Source organism: Bacillus clarus, assembly GCF_000746925.1.
In the GTDB taxonomy this organism is placed as follows: Bacteria; Bacillota; Bacilli; order Bacillales; family Bacillaceae_G; genus Bacillus_A; species Bacillus_A clarus.
In genome coordinates this window covers 26088-47248 of sequence record NZ_JMQC01000009.1, presented here as the reverse complement: position 1 = coordinate 47248, position 21161 = coordinate 26088, and the positions used below count along the sequence as shown (strand labels likewise).

Annotated in this window: 11 protein-coding genes and 7 pseudogenes; 7 read left to right on the top strand and 11 right to left on the bottom strand. The window is 34.0% G+C overall.

The features are described from left to right. Nucleotides 1–98 precede the first annotated feature (98 nt). Nucleotides 99–1535, top strand: coding sequence for an aminotransferase-like domain-containing protein (locus DJ93_RS26995; protein WP_042984499.1), 1437 nt, complete (start codon nucleotides 99–101; stop codon nucleotides 1533–1535). Between the two features lie 139 nt (nucleotides 1536–1674). Next, nucleotides 1675–1854: pseudogene (locus DJ93_RS31600) on the top strand (integrase core domain-containing protein); the annotation flags it as partial. Between the two features lie 375 nt (nucleotides 1855–2229). Here DJ93_RS31600 and DJ93_RS31595 read toward each other — a convergent pair. The 5 genes and pseudogenes from DJ93_RS31595 to DJ93_RS26975 form a co-directional block, all read right to left on the bottom strand. Next, nucleotides 2230–4338 carry an S-layer homology domain-containing protein gene (locus DJ93_RS31595; protein ID WP_080743747.1) on the bottom strand — a complete coding sequence of 703 codons (2109 nt, stop codon included), beginning with the start codon at nucleotides 4336–4338 and terminating at the stop codon, nucleotides 2230–2232. Between the two features lie 160 nt (nucleotides 4339–4498). Continuing rightward, nucleotides 4499–5214, bottom strand: a pseudogene (locus DJ93_RS26985) (IS6 family transposase). 67 nt (nucleotides 5215–5281) lie between these two features. Continuing rightward, a complete protein-coding gene (locus tag DJ93_RS26980) occupies nucleotides 5282–6166 on the bottom strand; it encodes a GNAT family N-acetyltransferase (RefSeq protein ID WP_042984497.1) in 885 nt (294 codons plus the stop codon). A gap of 809 nt (nucleotides 6167–6975) precedes the next feature. Further along, nucleotides 6976–7104, bottom strand: a complete 129-nt coding sequence (locus tag DJ93_RS34505) for a hypothetical protein (RefSeq protein ID WP_259300261.1) — start codon at nucleotides 7102–7104, stop codon at nucleotides 6976–6978. A gap of 204 nt (nucleotides 7105–7308) precedes the next feature. Next, complete coding sequence (locus DJ93_RS26975; protein ID WP_374937196.1) at nucleotides 7309–9318, bottom strand: methyl-accepting chemotaxis protein; 2010 nt, start codon at nucleotides 9316–9318, stop codon at nucleotides 7309–7311. A 1128-nt stretch (nucleotides 9319–10446) separates the two neighbouring features. Between DJ93_RS26975 and DJ93_RS26970 the strand changes: the two genes are divergently transcribed. Further along, nucleotides 10447–11610, top strand: coding sequence for a serine hydrolase domain-containing protein (locus DJ93_RS26970; protein WP_042984495.1), 1164 nt, complete (start codon nucleotides 10447–10449; stop codon nucleotides 11608–11610). Between the two features lie 125 nt (nucleotides 11611–11735). On the opposite strand, the gene DJ93_RS35035 is transcribed toward DJ93_RS26970, so the two are convergent. The 6 genes and pseudogenes from DJ93_RS35035 to DJ93_RS26945 form a co-directional block, all read right to left on the bottom strand. Further along, nucleotides 11736–12554 (bottom strand): methyl-accepting chemotaxis protein, encoded by an 819-nt coding sequence (locus DJ93_RS35035; protein ID WP_445530164.1) that lies wholly within the window; start codon nucleotides 12552–12554, stop codon nucleotides 11736–11738. A 123-nt stretch (nucleotides 12555–12677) separates the two neighbouring features. Next, nucleotides 12678–13574, bottom strand: a pseudogene (locus tag DJ93_RS35030) (HAMP domain-containing protein); the annotation flags it as partial. Between the two features lie 665 nt (nucleotides 13575–14239). Continuing rightward, a pseudogene (locus DJ93_RS31580) lies at nucleotides 14240–14686 on the bottom strand (transposase); the annotation flags it as partial. Nucleotides 14687–15028: 342 nt separating this feature from the next. Then, the gene (locus DJ93_RS26955) at nucleotides 15029–15580 is read right to left on the bottom strand and encodes a hypothetical protein (protein ID WP_042984493.1); all 552 of its coding nucleotides are present in this window, start codon (nucleotides 15578–15580) and stop codon (nucleotides 15029–15031) included. Between the two features lie 3 nt (nucleotides 15581–15583). Further along, the gene (locus tag DJ93_RS26950; protein ID WP_042984492.1) at nucleotides 15584–16249 is read right to left on the bottom strand and encodes a permease prefix domain 1-containing protein; all 666 of its coding nucleotides are present in this window, start codon (nucleotides 16247–16249) and stop codon (nucleotides 15584–15586) included. Further along, the gene (locus tag DJ93_RS26945) at nucleotides 16233–16586 is read right to left on the bottom strand and encodes a PadR family transcriptional regulator (RefSeq protein WP_042984491.1); all 354 of its coding nucleotides are present in this window, start codon (nucleotides 16584–16586) and stop codon (nucleotides 16233–16235) included. Before DJ93_RS26945 ends, DJ93_RS26950 begins: the two co-directional genes overlap by 17 nt. 192 nt (nucleotides 16587–16778) lie before the next feature. On the opposite strand from DJ93_RS26945, the gene DJ93_RS26940 reads away from it, so the two are divergent. The 4 genes and pseudogenes from DJ93_RS26940 to DJ93_RS34120 all read left to right on the top strand — a co-directional run. Then, the gene (locus tag DJ93_RS26940; protein WP_052109746.1) at nucleotides 16779–18254 is read left to right on the top strand and encodes an IS4 family transposase; all 1476 of its coding nucleotides are present in this window, start codon (nucleotides 16779–16781) and stop codon (nucleotides 18252–18254) included. A gap of 41 nt (nucleotides 18255–18295) precedes the next feature. Beyond that, nucleotides 18296–19506 (top strand): annotated as a pseudogene (locus tag DJ93_RS32535) (IS110 family RNA-guided transposase). Between the two features lie 147 nt (nucleotides 19507–19653). Further along, nucleotides 19654–19809, top strand: a pseudogene (locus tag DJ93_RS32530) (IS4 family transposase); the annotation flags it as partial. 1228 nt (nucleotides 19810–21037) lie between these two features. Beyond that, nucleotides 21038–21139 (top strand): annotated as a pseudogene (locus DJ93_RS34120) (IS6 family transposase); the annotation flags it as partial. Between the last annotated feature and the right edge of the window lie 22 nt (nucleotides 21140–21161).

The window sequence follows — 21161 nt, the reverse complement described above, 5'->3', positions numbered from 1 at the left end:
CGAGTATATTTTTTTATAATAAACTTAGATTAGTACAATGTCTTCAACCAGTGAGAAAATAGAAAACCAACCACTCTAAGAAAGGAGAAAAATTAAAGATGAATCAATATAATAAAACTAAACCATTCAAAACACCTAAATATATGCAAATTGTAGAATACATAAAGAACAAAATTGAGATAGGAGAATGGACGATTGGAAGTAAAATATATAGTCAACGTGAGTTAGCTAATATGTTTAAAGTCAATCGTAGTACAGTAATAACCGCACTGGAGGAACTTCAAGCTGAGGGGCTTATTGAAGGAAAAAAAGGAAGCGGAAATATTGTTACAAATAATACATGGTCTTTATTAACGAGTACACCTCAGAATTGGAATGATCATGTAAACGTTGGATTTCATCAACCCAGTCGAGTAATGGTACAGCAAATTAATGAAGCCGAGTCAAATTCTAATTTAATACAACTTAGTAAAGGTGAGTTGTCACCAGAGCTATTCCCTCTGCTTCAGATGAAACAAAGCATAACAGGGTTAGCCAATGACCTAAAGGCATTTGGCTATGAGGAACCTAAAGGTTTTTTTCCACTACGTCAATCTATTAGCACACACCTAAAATCTCATGGTATACAAGTATCGCCTGATTCTATCCTTATCGTTTCAGGCGCTTTACAGGCCTTAGATCTTATATCTGTGGGTTTATTAAGACCTGGATCCACGGTTTTACTTGAAAAACCCTCTTATCTTTATTCCTTACATGTATTTCAATCCGCCGGTATGTTTCTTACGGGATTACCTATAGATAATGAAGGGATATTAACAAAAGCCATTTTAGCTCAAAAACAAAAATCTCAGCAAAGCATTCTATATACTATTCCATCTTTTCATAATCCTACAGGATATGTTATGTCAGATACTAGAAGAGATGAACTTATACGGGTTTGTAAAGAAGAAAGAATTCCCATCATAGAGGATGATATTTATAGAGATTTATGGATTGATAAAGAGCCTCCTTTAGCTTTAAAAGCAAAAGACATACATGGTCAGGTTCTTTATCTTGGAAGTCTATCTAAAACTCTTACTCCAGGATTACGCATTGGATGGATTGCAGGTCCGCAATCTGTTATTAATTGTCTAGCTGATATCAAGATGCAATCTGATTATGGATCGAGCTCTTTATCCCAACATATTGCTTTTAAGTGGCTGAGTAGTGGTTTATATCAAGAGCATGTACTATCCGTACGAGAACAATTAAAAGTTCGAAGGGATGCGATGGTAGAATGGCTTGAGAAGTACTTACAGGATATCGCTACCTGGGAAGTCCCTCAAGGAGGACTGTTTATTTGGATTCATATAAAAAAAATAGTTTCCACGCGCTCCTTATATAGTATGGCCTTAGCAAAAGGGATACTAATAAATCCAGGGCATATTTATGGACAAAATGAAGGACAATATATACGTTTATCCTATGCCTATGCTTCACTTACAGATATAAAAGAAGGAATATGTGAATTAAGTAAAATTATTCGTAAACTATAATGGGAGTCCATAATTCCAAATTTTTAAAATATCTATTTCCTCTAAATAAATATACAATTTCAGCCATTACGCTCTTATTAGCATCTTTCAGCATGAAAGGTGCTATTTTTTATTTCTCTAGGTGATTTTAGATGCTACCAAAAAACTAAAGATCGGACAATCCATGTCACGAAGAGGAAACTGTTGGGATAACGCCCCACAAGAATCGTTTTTTGGTCACCTGAAGGATGAAGCACATATAAAATCTTGCGAGTCTTTTATTGAATTAAAACAAGAGATTAAGAAATATATGACGTACTATAATCATTATAGATATTAATGGAATTTAAAAAAGATGAATCCTGTTGAATACAGAAATCATCTTCTTGATGTTGCCTAACTTTTTTTAAAATGTCCTTTACAAAAGGTACAGATTATTGTTTTGATTACTTTTTTCTTTTATAATCACGTATTGTTACTGGTTAAGTATTTTAGATTTTCTTGTCTCATGTTCAAAAAGCTTAGGCTCTCATGCCCCTCAACTGAGCTAAGAAAACACCTGCAAAATTTGTGATAATGGCTATTTATCAACGTTTGTTCATGAATTTCCAGTTTAGACTTTCATGTCTTTCTATATTAGCCCTCACAAATTGGGCTTTTACGGACAGTAATACTCTCCTATAATGATGCTCAGGCACTCAACTATATTTTCTTATTATTGGTGAGACGGCTCATTCAAAATTGCATTATATAAAAGCTGTGCATACTGTTCACGGGTTACATTCATATTTGGAGCGAATTTCCCTTCTCCAACTCCTGCTGCAATATGGTTCGATTGCACGGCACTAATCGTATCTTTTGCCCATGAATTCGCTGGAACATCGCTGAAATTATGCGGAGCCTTCACATCTAGTTTAAAAGCTTTTGTAATAACTTGCGCCATTTCTGCACGTGTTAACGTATCTTTCGGTCTAAAGTTTCCTTGATCATCACCTTTAAAAATCCCTAGCTTAGTTAAAGCTAGTATTTCCTCCGGAAACATTGTTGAATTGTTATCGATATCTCTATATGGATTTTCATATTTATCTTGTTTTTTTATATGCAAAGTACGGTACATTAATGCAGCTACTTGTTCACGGGTTACATTATCACCCATACCAAATATTCCATTTCCATAACCTGCAATAATTCCTTTATTCGCTAAATCATGAATCGCATGAAATGCCCAGTGTCCTTGTGGGACATCCTTGAATCTATTTCTATTTACTCCGGCATCGATTATTAAATCGTCATTTGAAAGAGTAATAGTGTCTGTCACTCCAGCCTCACTTACATTGGAGTCAACCGTTACATCTTGTCCACTTTGTTTTGGCATGAAGACATAACCGGATGGTTTCTCTACTTTTACACGATATGTGTTTGCTGTTAATCCATCAAACAAGTAGCGCCCTTCTTTATCTGTTTTTCCTTCTTTTACTACATTACCATCTTTATTTAACAGTTGAACACGAACGCCTTCCATTCCTTTTTCACTTTGATCTTGAATGCCGTTTTGATTATTATCTTCCCATACTCGGCCGCCTAACTTGAGAAGTTTATGAGATTGTAAATCATTTTTTATTACATCCCAAATTGGATTATCTTGACGTACTGGTTGCCCCTCTTCATCCCATTTTATTTTTCCTGTTCCTAATTCATAATTCATTCCTGTCCAAGTATCTTCACGGAATGCATAGAATGATTTGTGCCACTCCTTCTGATTGAATATAGAAATTAAGTCTTGCATATATTGAGGTGCTCCAGGAACGGTACGATTAATTCCAAATTCCTCAGCAATGATTCGATTAGATGGTACATGATTTTTCTCAGACCAATTTTGAACAGGCTGTAAGAATGTATTTAATCCATCTTTATCCCACATCATAGGTGTTTCTAAATCTCCTACTTTTACAATTCCAGGATATTGATACTCTTTATTTTGATTTTCACGTTGGCTTGTTAATTGATATGGCTCGTACATATGAAATGCATACAATGTCTTATTATCTTTAACTGGTTCAAGATATTTAAAAGCCCAAGGTGTGGCATATAGACCTGAATTTAAAATAATGGGTGTTTCTTTATCTATTTCACGAATTGAAGTAACAACTTTTTGATAAAATTTATTTAAATCTGCTGGAGTTCCCTTCACTTTTGAATACCATTTCTCATAATCTTCCGTCCAAAAATCATTATATCTATTTTTCTTAGATGTTTCTGGGTGTGGCTCATTAATAATATTGTAACCAACCACAGCAGGATGATCTTTTAATTCAAACGCAAGGTCCTTCCAAAATTGGCTTGCTTGTTCTTGATATTTTTCTTCTTCCCAGATTCTATCATCATTCTGATTATTGTTAAATTGACGCCAACGATCACCAGGTAATGAAAGCATTGTAAGTACAACTTTAACTCCTTGTGATTGTGCAGCATCTAAATCTGTTTTTAATTTTGCTACATCCTCTTTCACTAATCCTTGATAGTTATCTGCATTACCTATAAGAAAATCTTTTCCTGGTGTATCTGGTTTGTCTCCAGAGAAGAAAGCTTTATCTTTTGCCCATTTATCAGGTGCTAAACGAACATATTCAATATTGGCCTCCTTTGCACTCTTGTAATTCTCAGGTATTGAAGTGCTATTCATAAAATTAGTGCCTGTTCTTTTAGAATTCCAAAAATCCATTTTGGAACCTGCACTTTTGTATGTCTCAGCTTTCACACTCATTTCTTGCATTCCTAAGCTCATCATGCCTATTAATGCGACTATCGGTATGATTTTTTTCATAAATTCCCCTTCTTTTCATGTTAGTTTCCTATTATAAAATAAATCACTAATGTTACAGGAATGTGACAATTTCAAATAAACATAATTTATTGATCTATAGAACGGTTCTGTTGCAAAGTTTGAAAAAAGTATAAACAGGTTGAGAAATGAGGAGAATTGTTTAGGAAGTGGCTAGTAATTGTTGGAGTTCATTGTACGTTGAACAGGCGGAGTCTCTTTGAAGACTTCGCCTTTGTTTATATAGGGCATGAATGGCCTCGATACCTTTTCTTACGATTAGTCAATCTGTATTTTTAGGTTTACCGTACGTGAAGCATGACGAAGATTTTGAAATCCTGCGGATTTGGCAAAACGTCTCTTGACATGCCTATGATCCTGTTCAATATGATTGTTTAAATGTTTGATTGTACAATGGATTGTAATCTGATAAAATCCTTGTTTTCTTAATTTGTTACATGCGCAAAGTAATGCCGGCGCTTTGTCTTTAGTGAGAACCGTTGACTCTCCAAAATGTTTTACTAATCTTTTCATGAAGGCATAGGCAGCCTGATGATCCCGTTTTTTACGAAGTTAAATATCCAATGTGTGTCCATCTTTATCAACTGCATGATAGATATAACGCCATTCTTCCTTAACTTTGATATAAGTCTCATCCAAATGCCAAGATAAACGTGCATATTTATTTTTCACTTTCCAAATTTGATAGATGAGATTGCCATATTCATGAACCCATCGCATAATGGTTGTTGGGTGAACTGAAATACCACGTTCTTTCAGGATTTCAGATACATCGCGATAACTAAAAAAACGGCGGGAGTAGCCGACAGCTACTAAAATAATATCTTTCTTGAATTGTTTTCCTTTAAAATATCTCATACCTGATTCTCCTAAATCCTATTTTCTAGAGTGTAGCTTCATCTAGAAAACTTTACAACAGAACCTCTTAAAACTCAGTCAACATTGGAAACTTACATTTTTTTAAATTCAAAATATGATTACTTCGAACCATTAAACATTTATTAGACTGATACTCTTTATATTGTACATCTTCAAGTCCTAATTGATCTGGACAAAAATAAAATTCAATCTCTGTAAACTCCTCGAAAATTTCGACACACACTTCATCTAATACTGGAATAACCGGCGCGAATACTCCGAATAATTTTAATTTTTGATTATTCACTTCAAATACAATAATTGCATCTAATTTTTCTGAATAATATAATTTTTCGTTCCATTCTTGGTCATACATGTTAAGGTAAAAAGAAGATTGGTAGTTTATTGGTGAAAACATATTAGAAATTCTTTGACTGTCTTCAAGTGTTTCCTTTATTAACTGTATATCTTCTTCTTTATAAAAATCTAACTTTCGAAGCGAAGATGTTTCAGCCTTTTTTTTATCATACGATAATGTCATCAGATGTTCTTTCACAATTTCAAACCCAAATGCTTCATAGAGTTCTGGCTTTTCTGTGAACAACATCGCACATTCATACTCTTCGTCAATCTCTTCTAACATCTTACTAAATAACTGTTTCATCAACCCTTGTCTGCGATAATTCGGATGTGTCATTACAGATTGAATACCAGTTGCATGTACCTTCTCACCATTTATAATGAGCGGGAGTTGAAACTTAGAAACATTTGCTATCACATTCTCATCTTGTAAATAAGAAAATGCTTTATATGTATTATCCCAATATCCTTTTTTCTCAAAATCTTGTAGTGTTTGAATCGTAATACCAAATACTTCTTCAAATAGTGGAAATAACTGTTCTCTTTTCGGTTCTTCTATCAGAAAGCTTGCAAATTTTTCAATATTCCCCATGTTTCCCCTCCATGATATCGATTCCATTAATTTAAAGATACTTATATCGCTTGTATAGACGATAACAAACTTATCAGACCAATATAGTATCATATAATATAAGAAAATGGTTTGATTTATTTTATTTTTGACCTTAGAAAAATAACCCAATTTTAAAATACCCTATTTGCTTTTCACTCATATAGTAAAAAATAGCACACTTCTACTAGTTTGTCCCTAATAGAAATGGGCCATATCTTAAAAAATCCTTAGTCATTCTTTAATGCCTTCTAATCGCTCTTTTGTACTAGTTTCTTGGTTCTGGTGCAAAAATAAGAGAAACGAAAATATAGCACATATATTTCTAGCAGAATGTTAAGTTATACTGTTATATCCAAATATTTGGTGAATGAATTCTTTTGGATTTTGAACAGAGTGATCCCGTAAATCAATCTGTTTTTTCATCATATCTATAATCATTATTTGGATGAATAAACACAGGATTCAAAATATTATGTTCATCATACAGATACAAAGCTTTTCGTGATAAGCCAGTTAACTTGCTAAAATCCTTTATTAGAAGCAAATTATTATTCACTAATGAATCACCTACTATCAATTTTATTTTGATTTATAATATACATTATAGGATTTAAGTTCAATTTATTAAAACGTAGATCCTCCACTTGAAGAGACGTTCTGAATAAATACAATACGAAAAATAAAACCCATTCATATACAGATGGGTTTCAGTTCATCCTTTTTATAAACATCGTACCTTTATTTCAAATTCTCATCAAGATATTTTCATCTTCTTTTTTATTCAGAGTCTAGCAATACTTACTTTTACGTTTTACCAAACCTGTCTCCTGTGCGAGTTGTTGAAGAATATGTGAAGATAGATATCGCTGTGGTTCTTCAACAAACAAATGAAACTTATCTTGAATCGAAAAATTCATACAAAAACGCCACCCTTTTTGTATATTTCTACGAGAAGAATAGCGTTTTTTTCGTTTTATGGATACAATTTCGCTTTAGCTTGATGGTCATGTATGGTGACCCCTAATTACACACACTCTTAACAATTCCCTTTATTTTTCGACAAATAAAAAGGGAGCTGTCTCTATAGCAATCAAGCTATCGTTGAGACAGTCTCCTCTTTTTTACATTTTAAACCTTTCAATCAACATTTGTAGCTCTTCAGCCATTTGTGATAATGTACTGGCAGCTGAACTAATCTCTTCCATAGAAGCTAATTGTTCTTCAGCTGATGCCGCAACATTTTGTGTGCTCACCGCATTACTCTGCGTTGTTATTGCAATTTCACTAACTGATATAGAAACGTCATTTGCTCCTTTAGACATTCCGTTTGCAGTTTGTACCATCATTTTAATTTGTTCTGCTATTTCATTTGTAGCGTGCAATATTTCCGCAAAATTCTGTTTCGTATCATTCGCTATTATAATACCTGATTGAACTTCTTCATTCACATTCCCCATGAACTTCACAGTCTTATTCATATCGGCCTGTATTTCATCTATTAATTTACCTATCTCACTTGATGATACACTAGATTGTTCCGCTAATTTTCGTACTTCATCAGCTACAATAGCAAATCCTCTACCATGCTCACCTGCCCGCGCTGCTTCAATTGCCGCATTTAAAGCAAGCAGATTTGTCTGATCAGCAATATTTTGAATGACCCCTAAAATATCACCAATTTGTTTCGATTTATCATTCAGTAATTGAATAACAGCGTCTGATTGCAAGACAGACTCTGCAATTGACTGCATTTGATTCACTGTTTTTTCTACAAGTGTTCCGCCGTCCTCAGCTTTTTCGCGAGTATATGCAGAAGCATTACTAATGGAAGAAAAACTATTTGCTACATGTTGAATTCCCTCTGTCACATCATGAAGTAACATCGCTCCATTTTCAACGCTCGCAGTTTGTGTAGTTGCTCCGCTTGACATTTGATCCATCGCCATTGTAATTTGTTCTGTTGCCTCACTCGCTTGCCTCACACTTGCTGTCAACTCTTCAGATGCAGCTGCAACATGTCCTGCTGAAGTGTTAATTCTACCAATTAATGTACGCAATGAATACGTCATTTCATTAAACCCTTTAGCAAGCTGACCAATTTCATCATTAGAATGGATTTCAATTGTTTTCGTTAAGTCCCCTTCACTTATTTCTTTAGAAGTTACAACTAACCTCTTTAAAGGCTTCGTAATAAAAAGCGTCACAAAATAAATAAGCGCTCCTCCTACAACCAATGAAATAAACATAACAATTAACATATTATAAAATACAGGCTGAGCGGCTTCAGCGATTTCATTTGAGTACATCGTCCCAGCAATTTTCCAACCCGTTTTTGAATTTGTAGCAAATACCAGTTTCTTTTCGCTACCGCCATAAGAGTAGGAATAAGTACCTTGGTTATCTTCATACATTTTCTTCGCCCAAGTACCAGTTACTTTATCACCTAATTTTTCTTGCGGATGAGCAATTCTGTTCTGCTTACCATCTAAAATGATAACATATCCTTTTTTACCGATATTGATTAACTTTGTTGTTTTTAATAAATGATCCATGCTTAAACTTAGAGCTACAACACCATTTTTATCTTCTGTTTGCCTTGCAATCGTTACTACAATATTTCCATATCCTTGTGTCTTATACGGCTCCGTGACAACGATTCCACCTTGCTTATTCACTGCATCTTTAAACCAAGGACGTGTCGTTGGATCATAGTCTGCTTCCATTTGTCTATGGGGTTCCGCCACAAATTTCTTATTGTTTCCTGCAACATATACTCGTTCAACATCTTTATTTGATTTACTATATCGAGATAACACTTTCCTTAATTCATCTTGATTATCTCCTTGATACATATCACCATGAATCACTCGTGCAAGGTTATTCAAATCATTAAATTTTTCCTCAATCATTTGAGTGATTAAGTGATCTAATATTTTAATATTATCCTGAGCACTACTCATAATTTGTGATTCAAAATTCTTTTTAGCCGTTTGATAGGACATACCCCCAATAATAGAGACAGCCGCAATTAAAATCACAAAAAATGAAATTAATAACTTTTTAACAACTTTCATATTCCCAACAAAATGTAATACTTTACTCACAAAACTCCCCCTTAAACAATAAAACATAATATTAAGAATAACAAATAATAAAAGTGTAATAAAATTTCCTTTTTGATATATTATTTGTTTGCTTTTGTTTACACTCCAAATAATGATAATAATAAACAAATATTAAGGAAAAATAAAAAAAATGTAAATGTTTTGTTACTAATTATTAATAAATTGTAAATTTATAGAATTATTCGTATCTTTTAAAGGTTAGATGTGACGATTCAAATGTATCTCACTAATAGACCTCACCATACATGACCATCAACTTAAGAATTATATAGTACCCTAGAACAAAAAAGAGAAATAAACTTTTTATTTTTAGGGTACTTCAAAATATTAGCTTGATGGTCATGTGGCGGTATTCCATCGCCATCAAGCAAAGGTTTTAATATCCCCCCTAAATGAACATTTTCTTTTTCTACAGGTAGTTACTTTGAGAAGTCAGCTTATTTTTTCGTTTTGAGGGCGTTTATTTTTCTTAAGCTGATAGATATGGAATCCCCCCTAGGTTAAAAATACATTTCGACTTAGAAACAAGTGATTTTAACAACGTTAGGAGTGTTTCATGCAGCACAATGTCATTCATGTTGTATCGCAAGAAGAAAAATCACATTAGAAAAGAGCCGGAATTCACCCTGTTAAGAGTAAACCAAATCTTTAATATTTAAAGGACGAAAAAAAGAAACATAGAAGTGAAAAACTTCTGTGTTTCTTTTTGATTCATATATTTATTGGAAAATACTTCGAAATTTCAGGCACAGATACTCCTTCTACCCTATTATAGAAGCTATTTTGAACGTAAGGAATTTGTAAGGAATAGGTAAGGAAAAAGAGATTTTCATTGTGTATGATAAAAGTATAAAGAGGCGTGAAAGACGGAACAGATATGACTTATATATGAAAAACAAACCAGTAACAAGAGTGTTTCAAGAAAAAGAAGTAATTTCTGGGGTTAACATACATGTGAAAAAAGAGGGATTTACTGTTTGTTAGGACAGAATAGTGTTTGTAAAAATAATAATTATGAAGATGATTACGAATTCAATGTTGACCTTTTGTCATTGGTGGAGATGATAGCTGTGTGGTTAGTATGAAACAGCAAGCAACCACCTATACAATATGAATAGAGGAGAGGAATACCTTATGAAAACACGTAGTCAAATTACATTTGCAAGTCTGGCCCTTTTAATAGCTGGAAGTTCCCTGTTATACACAACACCAACCTCAATTGTAAAAGCAGAGCCCACTCAAAATGTATCTAGTTCGTCACACACAAGCACTCAACGAGATCGTAATTCCGTCAAGCAAGCAATGCGGGATACATTGCATCTTGGATTCCCGGGGATACTTGCTAAAATTTCTAAAGATAGAAAAACGTGGGGTTATGCCGCTGGGATAGCGGATCTGAGAACCAAGCAACCAATGAAAACAGATTTTCGCTTTCGCATTGGCAGCGTGACGAAGACGTTCATTGCAACAGTTCTACTTCAATTAGCTGGAGAGAACCGCTTGAATCTAGACGACTCCATCGAAAAATGGTTGCCTGGTGTCATTCAAGGAAACGGATATGAGGGTAACCAGATTACTATCCGGCAGATATTGAATCATACAAGTGGTATCGCTGACTACATAAAGTCAAAAGACTTTGATATTATGGATACAAAAAAATCGTATACGGCTGACGAATTCGTAAAGATGGGGATTTCTCTTCCCCCAGACTTTGCCCCAGGAAAGGGCTGGTCTTATTCAAACACAGGATACGTATTACTGGGTATCCTTATTGAAAAAGTAACTGGAAACAGCTATGCGGAAGAGATTGAAAATCGGATTATTGAACCGCTTGAATTGTCGAATACATTCCTACCTGGCAATTCAAGCGTTATTCCAGGCACCCAGCATGCCCGTGGATATGTCCAACCAGACGGAGCAAGTGAGCTAAAAGACGTTACTTATTCTAACCCAGGTAGCTCGGATGGAGATATGATTTCTACTGCTGACGACTTAAACAAATTCTTCTCTTACTTACTCAGTGGCAAATTACTGAAGGAACAGCAACTAAAACAAATGCTTACTACAGTTCCTACAGGAAGAGAGGGAATCGATGGATATGGTCTTGGAATCTATGAAATTAAGCTTCCAAACGGTGTCTTGATATGGGGACACACAGGTGGCGTCCCAGGGTTTTCTACTCTTGCTGGAGGTACACTTGGAGGCAAGCATACGTTGGCTGTCAATTTAAACAGCATGGGTAAAGCTAACAGTCCTAATCCTTTTAAAAATATTTTACTTGCTGAATTTAGCAAGTAGGCAAAAAGGAAAACAGGATAAATTTTGTCATAGTTTTTATAGTTAAAAATATACCTTTATATAATATTATACAAATAAAAAAATAAGTAAGGTGATATGATTCACACCTTACTTATTTTATGATATTATACTTTAAATCTTTTAATCATCGCTTGTAGTTCTTCAGCCATTCCTGCTAAATTTTGAGCAGCAGCACTAATTTCTTCCATTGAGTTCATTTGTTCTTCCGCTGATGCCGCTACACTTTGCATACTTGCTGTATTTTCTTCTGTTGCGGCGGCAATTTCATCAATGGCATTCGTCACTTCATTTGCATCCCCAGCCATGTGCTTCGTCACTTCTACCATCTGATCAATTTGTAACACAATGTCATTGGTAGAGCTTAAAATATCCGTAAAGCTTGATTTTGTCTGACTTACGACTGCTAAGCCTGATTGTACTTCTTCTGTTACATTGTCCATCGAGTCCACGGTTTGCACAATATCTTGCTGAATTTCTGTAATAATTTTAGCAATTTCTGCTGATGATTCTCCTGATTGTTCTGCTAGCTTTCTAACTTCATCTGCCACAATTGCAAAGCCACGTCCATGTTCTCCTGCTCTTGCTGCTTCAATTGCTGCATTTAATGCTAATAAGTTCGTTTGTTGTGCAATATTTTGAATAACTTCTGAAATCGCACCAATCTGTTTTGATTTCTCACCTAACATTTTAATTGCCGTATCGGATTGTGAAACAGATTGAAAAATCGACTGCATTTGTACAGCTGTTTTCTCTACTAAACTGCCTCCTTCTTCGGCTTTTATTCTTGCATGTGAAGAAGACATAGAAATAGATTCAGCGTTTCCTGTTACATTTTGAATTGCTGTATTTACTTGTTGTAGTGTAACAACCCCCTCTTCTACACCTTGACTTTGTGCTTCCGCACCACTTGATACTTGTTCCATTGCTATTGTAATTTGATCTGTCGCATCATTTGCTTGTTGTACGCTCGCCGTTAATTCTTCAGCCGATGCTGCAACATGTTCTGCTGAAGAATTAATTTGTGAAATAACCCCACGTAAAGAGGTAACCATTTCATTAAATGAATTTCCTAATTGACCAATTTCATTTTTTGAATACACAGCAATTTGTTTTGTCAAATCCCCCTGACTCATTTCATGTGCAGAATCAACAATTTTTCTTAATGGTTTTGTAATTGAAAGTGTGATGAAGTATACTAACAAACTACCAAGTACAATAGAAATTACAATTACAATTAATGTTTTATAAAAGACTGGTTCAGCAGCTTGAATAACTTCCTCTTCAAACATAACGCCAACTATTTTCCAACCTGTTTTCTTATTCGTTGTAAAAGTCAATTTTTTATTATCATCTTTTTCTGTATAAAACACATTACCTTTTTCATTCTCATAGATTGGCTTTACCCAAGCATCTGTTGCTTTGGATCCACCTTTTTGGGAAGGATGACTAACAATTTGTTTATTTCGATCTAAAATAACTGCATAGCCTTTTTTACCGATATTAACCATTTTAGAAATTTTTAATATATTATCTAAATTTAAATTAATACCTATAACACCTTTACCATCTTTCGTCTGTTTCGCCATGGTTACCACCATATTTTTAGTAGAAGCCGATTGATGTGGAGCAGTAACAATTACTTCATATTTACTTTTAATTGCCTCTTTATACCAATCTCTTTCCGTCGGATTATATCCATCTGGCATTTGAATAAACGGTTCTCGTATAAGTTTTCCCGTTTCTGTTCCAATATGGATTCCTTCTACTTCAGGGTGAAGTTTCATATATTGTGCTAAATTCGTTCTCACAGTCTCTTCTTGTCCATCTAAATACGTATTCTCTGTTAAAATATCCGCAAAATATGCTACATCAACAAACTTCGCTTCCATATTTTGGTTAATAACCCCATTTAAAACTGAAGTATTTTCATTCGCTTTCTCCATAATTTGCTGCTCAAAATTAGTTTTGGCGGTTTGATAAGAAACGCCACCAATAATCAGTCCAGGTACAATTAAAATTAGTAAAAATGCAAAAATGAGTTTTTTCTTAATGCTTTTACCTCTAAATCGCCTAAATATATGTTGCATAATACCCCCCCTTTATTTTGGTATACGCTTTGCGAGTCGAAAACATAGTAAACGCCTGTATAATTTAATATTACAAAAACAATATATAACAATTCTAAAAATTTTGTCAATTTATATTTTAAAATATAAATTGACAAAATTCTCGTATTCAATAAAAATCATACTAAAAAAGAAAAGACATCCACTGATATTATCCCCTTAAGGTATACAGTGTAAAAAAACATGAACAAACACGGATGTTCTTCTACTTGAAAGGGATTTTATTATGGTTCAAAAAGGGGCTAAATTTTGAACTTATTCAGGTGAATTAAAGATATAAGCTGTAGAAAGTTTTTTAAATGGTGAGGGTAGTCAATCAGTTATAACGAAGAAGTATGGGATTAAAAGTAGAATGCAATGAATGGATTTGGTTCGGAAATATCAAGAAACAAGCGGTATTTCAGACATACGGGGGAAAGTAGCGGTAATAAGGGCTTCAAAAACGACTCAACCATCAGGCTCCGATTAAATATCGAGTCTCGATGGCTGCATCCACCTGCGCCTGGATAAACAAATGAAAAGGGATCTGGGAGTTGAAATGCAGTTGAATCTAAAATACGAATGCGCTTGAAAACAGAAGTATATGGAGAAGAGATCGGTATAGATGAAGCCAATTTTCGGTTTAGTAGTTCAGCTAATATATGTTGTAAAAATTGGACGGCCGCTTTATTAAATCGTTGATTCAGTCCCTCAGTATTGATGAGCACTTCTGTTGATGCTTCTAAACAGCTAGATAGCTAAGCTAAAGAAGTCGTAGCGACATTTTGACTCATCCATACACATAAAGCAACTAAATCTTTGGCTTGGTATTTACTTGTTCGTTGCACAAAGCCAACATCTCTAGCAAGATTTCGTAAGATATTAGGGGATAAAAAGCTTTGAATTTCTTGAACAAATAGTTGTAATTCATCAGATACAGAAATGGACATACAAAAACGCCATCCTTTCCTATGATTCTACAGAAAGAATAGCGTATTTTTTCATTTTAGGGGATATTTTATTAGCTTGATAGCGATGGGGTAGACCCCATTGCCATCAACTTAAGAACTCAAAATTACCCCAAAACGAAAAAAATGAGCTCAATTCTCATGGACACCTATGAAAATATGAAATTTTCGTTTTGGGGTGCTACAAAATCTTTAAGTCGATGGGCATAGGGTCACCATATTATTTCGGGAAAATTGTACGTTTAGACACAAATTAACCGGTACCTTGTACGTTAAGGAACCGGTTATTGACTTACTGCTTAATGGTTGTAATTTAGTTTCTTCCTAATCCCAATTGATATCTCCAGTAGTTATAGCTCCTTTACCTTTACAATAACCTTGACCAATACATTCTAGTTTTAGAGTATATTTACCTGGACCTAGTTGTTCATTTCTTGCAAACATGTCACCTGGTTTCAATGTTTGTTCATACTTAACTTCATGATTTTTATATAATATGGCCTTTATAGGCACCTTACTTTCTGAGTAATTTGATACATGAAAGAAAGGACTGTATGTTTTTGTATTTATTTCTCGTGTTTGTTGAGATTTTATGTCTATTAAATTTACCATGCTGATACGAAAATCCCTTTGCTCTTCATACTGTTGCAATTGATTCCAAATTGCTTCATGCCCCTCTGGTATATGGGTAGTCAACAAAAACGTGTCAACTTCTTTAAAATTGATTGGATTTTTAACGGCTTGTTTATGAATCTTATCTTGACCAATTGATATTAAACCTTTATTGGTGAGAAAAAGTCCTAGTCCTCCTAATACCAAAACAATACCTATACCGATAGTAGAAAATGTAAGGGACTTGCGTTTGAATTCATTCATCCCCTATATCCTCCTATTTTTTAAGCGACTTCTTCCAGTCAATAGAAGAGGTAAAAGGATAGCTAGACTAATCAAAATGGATACCATGAATAAGACTAGTGCAACAAGTTCTAGTGGAAGTGAGTAAACTATAATCGATATACACAAACCATACAGAAAAGTTCCGATTGCTAAAATATAACGTCTAGCACGAGTTTTATTCATTGCATAACGTTTACGTGTCTCTTTTATTAGTAAACTATAAATAATCAACAACATACCTGGAACAGTGAAAAGACAAGAGGTAACCCAAAACAATTGCGATCCAAGTAAATGAGTTGCTATTGAGGATGCGAATATCCCAAAAAGAAATAATAATATTCCACCAATCAATCCTTTTGTTGAAATATGCATTGCTTCTTTAGAGTCAATAGATTGTTTCATTTCATCTTGACCATACAATTGCATTTCTTCCACTAAGTCACTTAAATCCCCGATTGAAATGACTCCTTTTTTAAATGCGTCTTCTTCTGTATAACCCTCTTTAATCATATCTGAAATTCGTTCTTTTAGATTTATAAATAATTCTTCCTTCATATCAAAAAGTTGTTGTGTTCCTTTTACATCTATAAACTGTTTATCGATGTAATCCTGTATTCTTTCATCTAATTTTTTAGTTCTCACTAACATCTGTAATCTCTCCTTTAATTAGACGATCTATAATCTCTTTCGCAATGTTCCACTCTTTTTTACCATTTTTATAAAAATCCACACCAGATTCTGTAATGTGGTAATATTTTCGTCTTCCCCCTTGAGTTTCGTCTCCCCAATAGGAAGAGATGTGACCTTCTTTCTCTAATCGACGAAAAGCTGTATATAAAGTAGCTTCCTTTAATTCGTATTGATTGTCACTTAATTCAATAATCCTTTTGTATATTTCATATCCATAACTATCACCTTGACGAAGAACATTTAAGATGATCATGTCCGTATGCCCACGGATTAAGTCTGTAGATATAACACTCATTATATATCACCTCTTATAGTATATAAGACGAAATATTACTTTGTCTGTCAAAGTAATTTGTTATAAATAGTAGAATGTGTTTATAAAGGAGCCATGCCACATCTCTATCAAACTAAAGCGAATTTGTATTCACAAAATGAAAAAAACGCTATTCTTTTTGTAGAAATATACAGAAAGGATGGCGTTTTTGGTATGAATTTATCAATTTCTGATGAATTACAATTGTTTTCTAGAGAATTACAGCAACATATGTCACCATACGCCCTAGAAAATTTAGCAAGAAAAGTAGGATTTGTCCAACGAAAAAGTAAATATCGTGCACAAGATTTAGTGGCTCTGTGTGTTTGGTTAAGCAAAAACATAGCTCATACTTCATTAACACAACTATGTAGTCGATTAGAAGCTACTACAAGTATTTCCATGAGTCCAGAAGGACTCAATCAACGTTTTAATTCTCAGGCTGTTCAGTTTTTGCAACAACTCTTAGCACATTTACTTCACCAACAATTTTGTTCTTCTAGCAAGATTCCAACTTTGTATACAAACTATTTTCGACGTATCCGCATATTGGATTCTACACATTTTCAAATTCCAGATAAATTCACTTCTACATATCAAGGTTCAGGTGGTAGCGGTCAAAATGCTGGTGTGAAAATTCAACTAGAGTATGATTTACTAAGTGGTCAATTTCTGCATGTTCATGTAGGATCGGGAAAGCACAATGATAAAACTTATGGTTCTACTTGTTTAATGTCCCTTCAACCGAACGATGTATGTATACGTGATTTAGGATATTTCGACTTAAAAGATTTACATACTATAAGCGAGTGTGGTACTTATTTTATTTCACGATTAAAGCTCAATACACGTATATATCAGAAGAATAAAGAACCTGAATACTTTCAAAATGGAACCATAAAAAAACACTCTGAGTACATCCAATTAGATATGGAACAATTTATTGACCAATTACATTCAGGTGAAACATATGAAATTCCTGAAATCTATATTGGAATGTATCAAAAGCTTCCTGCAAGACTTATTCTGTATAAATTAACTGAAACGCAAATGAAGCGTAGACAAAAGGATTTAGCATCTAAAGAACATAAGAAGCAAATTACCTATAAAGAACGCAGTAAGCGGCTTAGTGCAATTAACTTTTACATTACAAATATTCCTTTGGAATATCTACCAAAGGAGCAAGTATACGATTTTTACTCCTTACGATGGCAAATTGAACTTATCTTTAAAACATGGAAATCATTTTTTCGTATTCATCAATGTAATTCTGTAAAATTAGAACGACTAGAATGTCACTTATACGGACAATTAATAAGTATCCTTCTTTGCTCCTCCACCATGTTTCAAATGCGCCAATTACTCCTCATCAAGAAGAAACGAGAATTAAGCGAATATAAAGCGATTTATATCATCAAAGATTATTTTTCACTTATTCATCAATCTTTACAAAACATACTAAGATTAGTAGTGCAAACCAAGGCATTGGTTCGCACTACTATTTTTTATATAGTAGAAGTGAAGAGAAGGTCGTGGGTGTCTTGGGATCCTGAATCCGTATACAAAACTGATCTTCTTCACTTACCTTATTTGAATCAGTTTTTAGTATGTTGGTCTTCGAGATCGTGTATAAGAAATGAGAATCGATAAGTGTAAGTTGAAGACTTCAATTCCACCTAAGGAGGAACTTTATGAAACACGTAATTGCGTTTGACATCAGTATGGGTAAAAGTTATATGGTAATTTATAATGCACAGAAACAATGTGTATTTGAAAGTGAAATCAAGCATTCTAAACCTGAATTCAAAAAGCTACAAGAAAAGATTCATGAGCTTACAGATAAGACCGGTGAATTGCCTGAAATCGTATTCGAAGCAACAGGTATCTATTCCAGGCAGCTAGAACGATTGATGCAAGATAATCAGTATACATATTGTTTATTAAACCCATTAGAAGCCAAGCTACAATGTGATTCCTTACGGATTCATAAGACCGATCGAAGCGACGCACACCGATTAGCTCTCACTCATTTTACAGCTACCCGAAGAGTATTTACCGGAACTGATAATTTATTCTACCAGCTAAAATCTCTTTCTAGATATATAGTGAACTGGATAGTGAATTATCGATAATTCGTGGTCGTATGCATAAAGTAATCCAATTAACATTTCCTGAGTTGGAGAGAATGTTTACCAGTAAATCTGATTTGTTTTTAAATTTTGTTCAACTATTCCCCCACCCAGATTGTATTTTAGGTCTTTCAAAAACCATTATAAAAAATCGTATTCGTGCCAACACCAATAAAAAAATATCAAATATTACAGCGGAGAAAAAAGCGATTCAAATACTTGAAATAGCGAAAACTTCCTATCCTGCTGTTTCTCAGAACGATGTTCTATGTGATCAACTCAAATTATACGCAAGACGCTATCAAGAGCTTCTTCACCAAAAAGAATGCTGTATTAACAAGATGGTATATATAGCCAAGCAACGTGCAGAATACGATATCATTCTCAGTCTTCCTGGGATTGGACCGAATACTGCAGTACGCTTGATGGCTGAAATAGGAGATATTACTCGCTTTAACAATAACAAGCAACTCAATGCATTTGCTGGTATTGATATACGCCGTTTTCAATCAGGTAAAACCTTTTTTAAAGATAAAATTAATAAACGTGGAAATAAACATTTGCGGAAGCTCCTTTTCCTCATCATCCAGAACATGATTAAACAACGACGTTACGGACAAAATCACATTGTTGAGTATTATGATAAATTAAAAACGCAACCCTATAACAAATGTCATAAAGTTGCGTCCATTGCATGTGTAAACAAGTTCTTGAAACTCCTCTTTCACCTTATTACACATGATATACACTATGATTATCGGTTAACGGCCTAATATCATAGTTTCATTCATCATATCATATCTCACCCCTAGTAAAAAAACGAGTATATATTAGGGATCTTTGGTATGCATGATAACAAGTATTTGTTCATTCTGATATTTACTCCAGTAAAAACTTAAAAATACATGTTGACTGATCGTAAGAAAGACACCCAAGAATTAACAAAGATTCTCTTTCGTCTGTTTAATCTCTTACAGAAAAACGGGCGAAAATCCCATAGGTATGAGAAAAAAACAGTCTTTGATATCTTAGACGTCGTATACAACTTTTCTATGTCTCACAATCATGTAGCGTAATCAAAAAAATTGAAACCCGATAGGGTTTATTTGGTATGAAAATTTTTAAAGAGTTTACACCGAGTCTTTAGAAAAAAGAAAAAATCTCAAATGAAATTAAACTTGTTTAAGCTTAGCTTGATGGGCATGGGGTAGACCCCAATGTTGAGTTTTTTGATTATATATTTTTTTAAAAAATATGGTACGTGAAATTATCATGTACTGTGTTGAAAAAGCCCCCATAGGTTTTATTCCTATGAGAAGTACCGCAAGCATTTTGAAAAATAACCACACTAAGAGTTTTGGAGTCATTTTAATCCTATTTTAAATTATGTTGCATACAAAAATGAATTATTTTTAGTAAATTGTGTTGCATTAGCGAACAATTTTAATAGTTTTTCTTCTTATAATGGAACACAAATGATGTTGTGTTCCATCGAAATACCCTTAACGGGACATAATTCATATCATTTTATGCTGAAATTTGCTTAACATGGGGTTTTTCCGATTTGCAGAAGTGGCTGCCGATGCCGCCTAGCTGTTTTGAAGCATACGATGATAAGCTTGAGATGTATATTGGAATCCTTAATCTGAATGGATGATGGTTCCATACACATCTCTTTTTTTGTGCTGCTATATCTAACGTTTGTAGGAAAAGTTCTAAATCATTGCGATGTAAGAGTTCCCAAGCAACGAGTTCATTGTTATAACTCTCTTGAACGACCGATAAATAGAGAAATTTATCTTTGAATGGCAAATAATTGATATCTGTGACAAGTACCTCATTTGGTTTACGGTTTCGGAATTGTTGTTCTACTACATTTGAAAAAAACTTTGAAGATTTCCCATTAAAAAAGCGTCGCTTTTTTAATTAAGCCACCTGTGCCTTGTAGTATTCCAATTCTTCTTCCACGCTATCGAAATTCGTACGAGGACGACCTTTCAAGAGGTTTTTAAGCCGTTATTGCCGCCGTTGTTTCCCCGCAAAACTGAAATATCGCCTGTTCCTTGATATCTTCGGCCCCAATTCATTAACTGCGTTCTACTTTTCAGCTAATATTTCTTAGCTATAGCTGTCTGGCTGCCTTAACCATTTAAATAACTTTTTACAACTCGTATCATTAATTCATCTGAATAAGTTTGAAATGTATCTCCTTTTTTAACCATAATAAAATCCCCTCCCAGTAAAAGTGTAACATCCATGTTTATTCATGGTCTTTTTACACATTCTACCCTAAGGGGATAATATCAAACCATACATATGATGAAAAAAGGACAACTTCACCCATAGGTGAAGTCTGTCCAAAATGAAGTTAGATTCATACATAAATTGTTTGGAATTGCATCATAATATGTCATTGAACAGTCCGTGT

Excerpts from the sequence above, each read along its gene's own strand:
- DJ93_RS26955 (WP_042984493.1), bottom strand. The coding sequence starts at position 15,580 with ATGAATGAATTCAAACGCAAGTCCCTTACATTTTCTACTATCGGTATA.
- DJ93_RS26945 (WP_042984491.1), bottom strand. The coding sequence starts at position 16,586 with ATGAGTGTTATATCTACAGACTTAATCCGTGGGCATACGGACATGATC.
- DJ93_RS31595 (WP_080743747.1), bottom strand. The coding sequence starts at position 4,338 with ATGAAAAAAATCATACCGATAGTCGCATTAATAGGCATGATGAGCTTA.
- DJ93_RS34505 (WP_259300261.1), bottom strand. The coding sequence starts at position 7,104 with ATGAATTTTTCGATTCAAGATAAGTTTCATTTGTTTGTTGAAGAACCA.
- DJ93_RS26975 (WP_374937196.1), bottom strand. The coding sequence starts at position 9,318 with ATGTTTTATTGTTTAAGGGGGAGTTTTGTGAGTAAAGTATTACATTTT.
- DJ93_RS26950 (WP_042984492.1), bottom strand. The coding sequence starts at position 16,249 with ATGTTAGTGAGAACTAAAAAATTAGATGAAAGAATACAGGATTACATC.
- DJ93_RS26970 (WP_042984495.1), top strand. The coding sequence starts at position 10,447 with ATGAAAACACGTAGTCAAATTACATTTGCAAGTCTGGCCCTTTTAATA.
- DJ93_RS26995 (WP_042984499.1), top strand. The coding sequence starts at position 99 with ATGAATCAATATAATAAAACTAAACCATTCAAAACACCTAAATATATG.
- DJ93_RS26980 (WP_042984497.1), bottom strand. The coding sequence starts at position 6,166 with ATGGGGAATATTGAAAAATTTGCAAGCTTTCTGATAGAAGAACCGAAA.
- DJ93_RS26940 (WP_052109746.1), top strand. The coding sequence starts at position 16,779 with ATGAATTTATCAATTTCTGATGAATTACAATTGTTTTCTAGAGAATTA.
- DJ93_RS35035 (WP_445530164.1), bottom strand. The coding sequence starts at position 12,554 with ATGGAACAAGTATCAAGTGGTGCGGAAGCACAAAGTCAAGGTGTAGAA.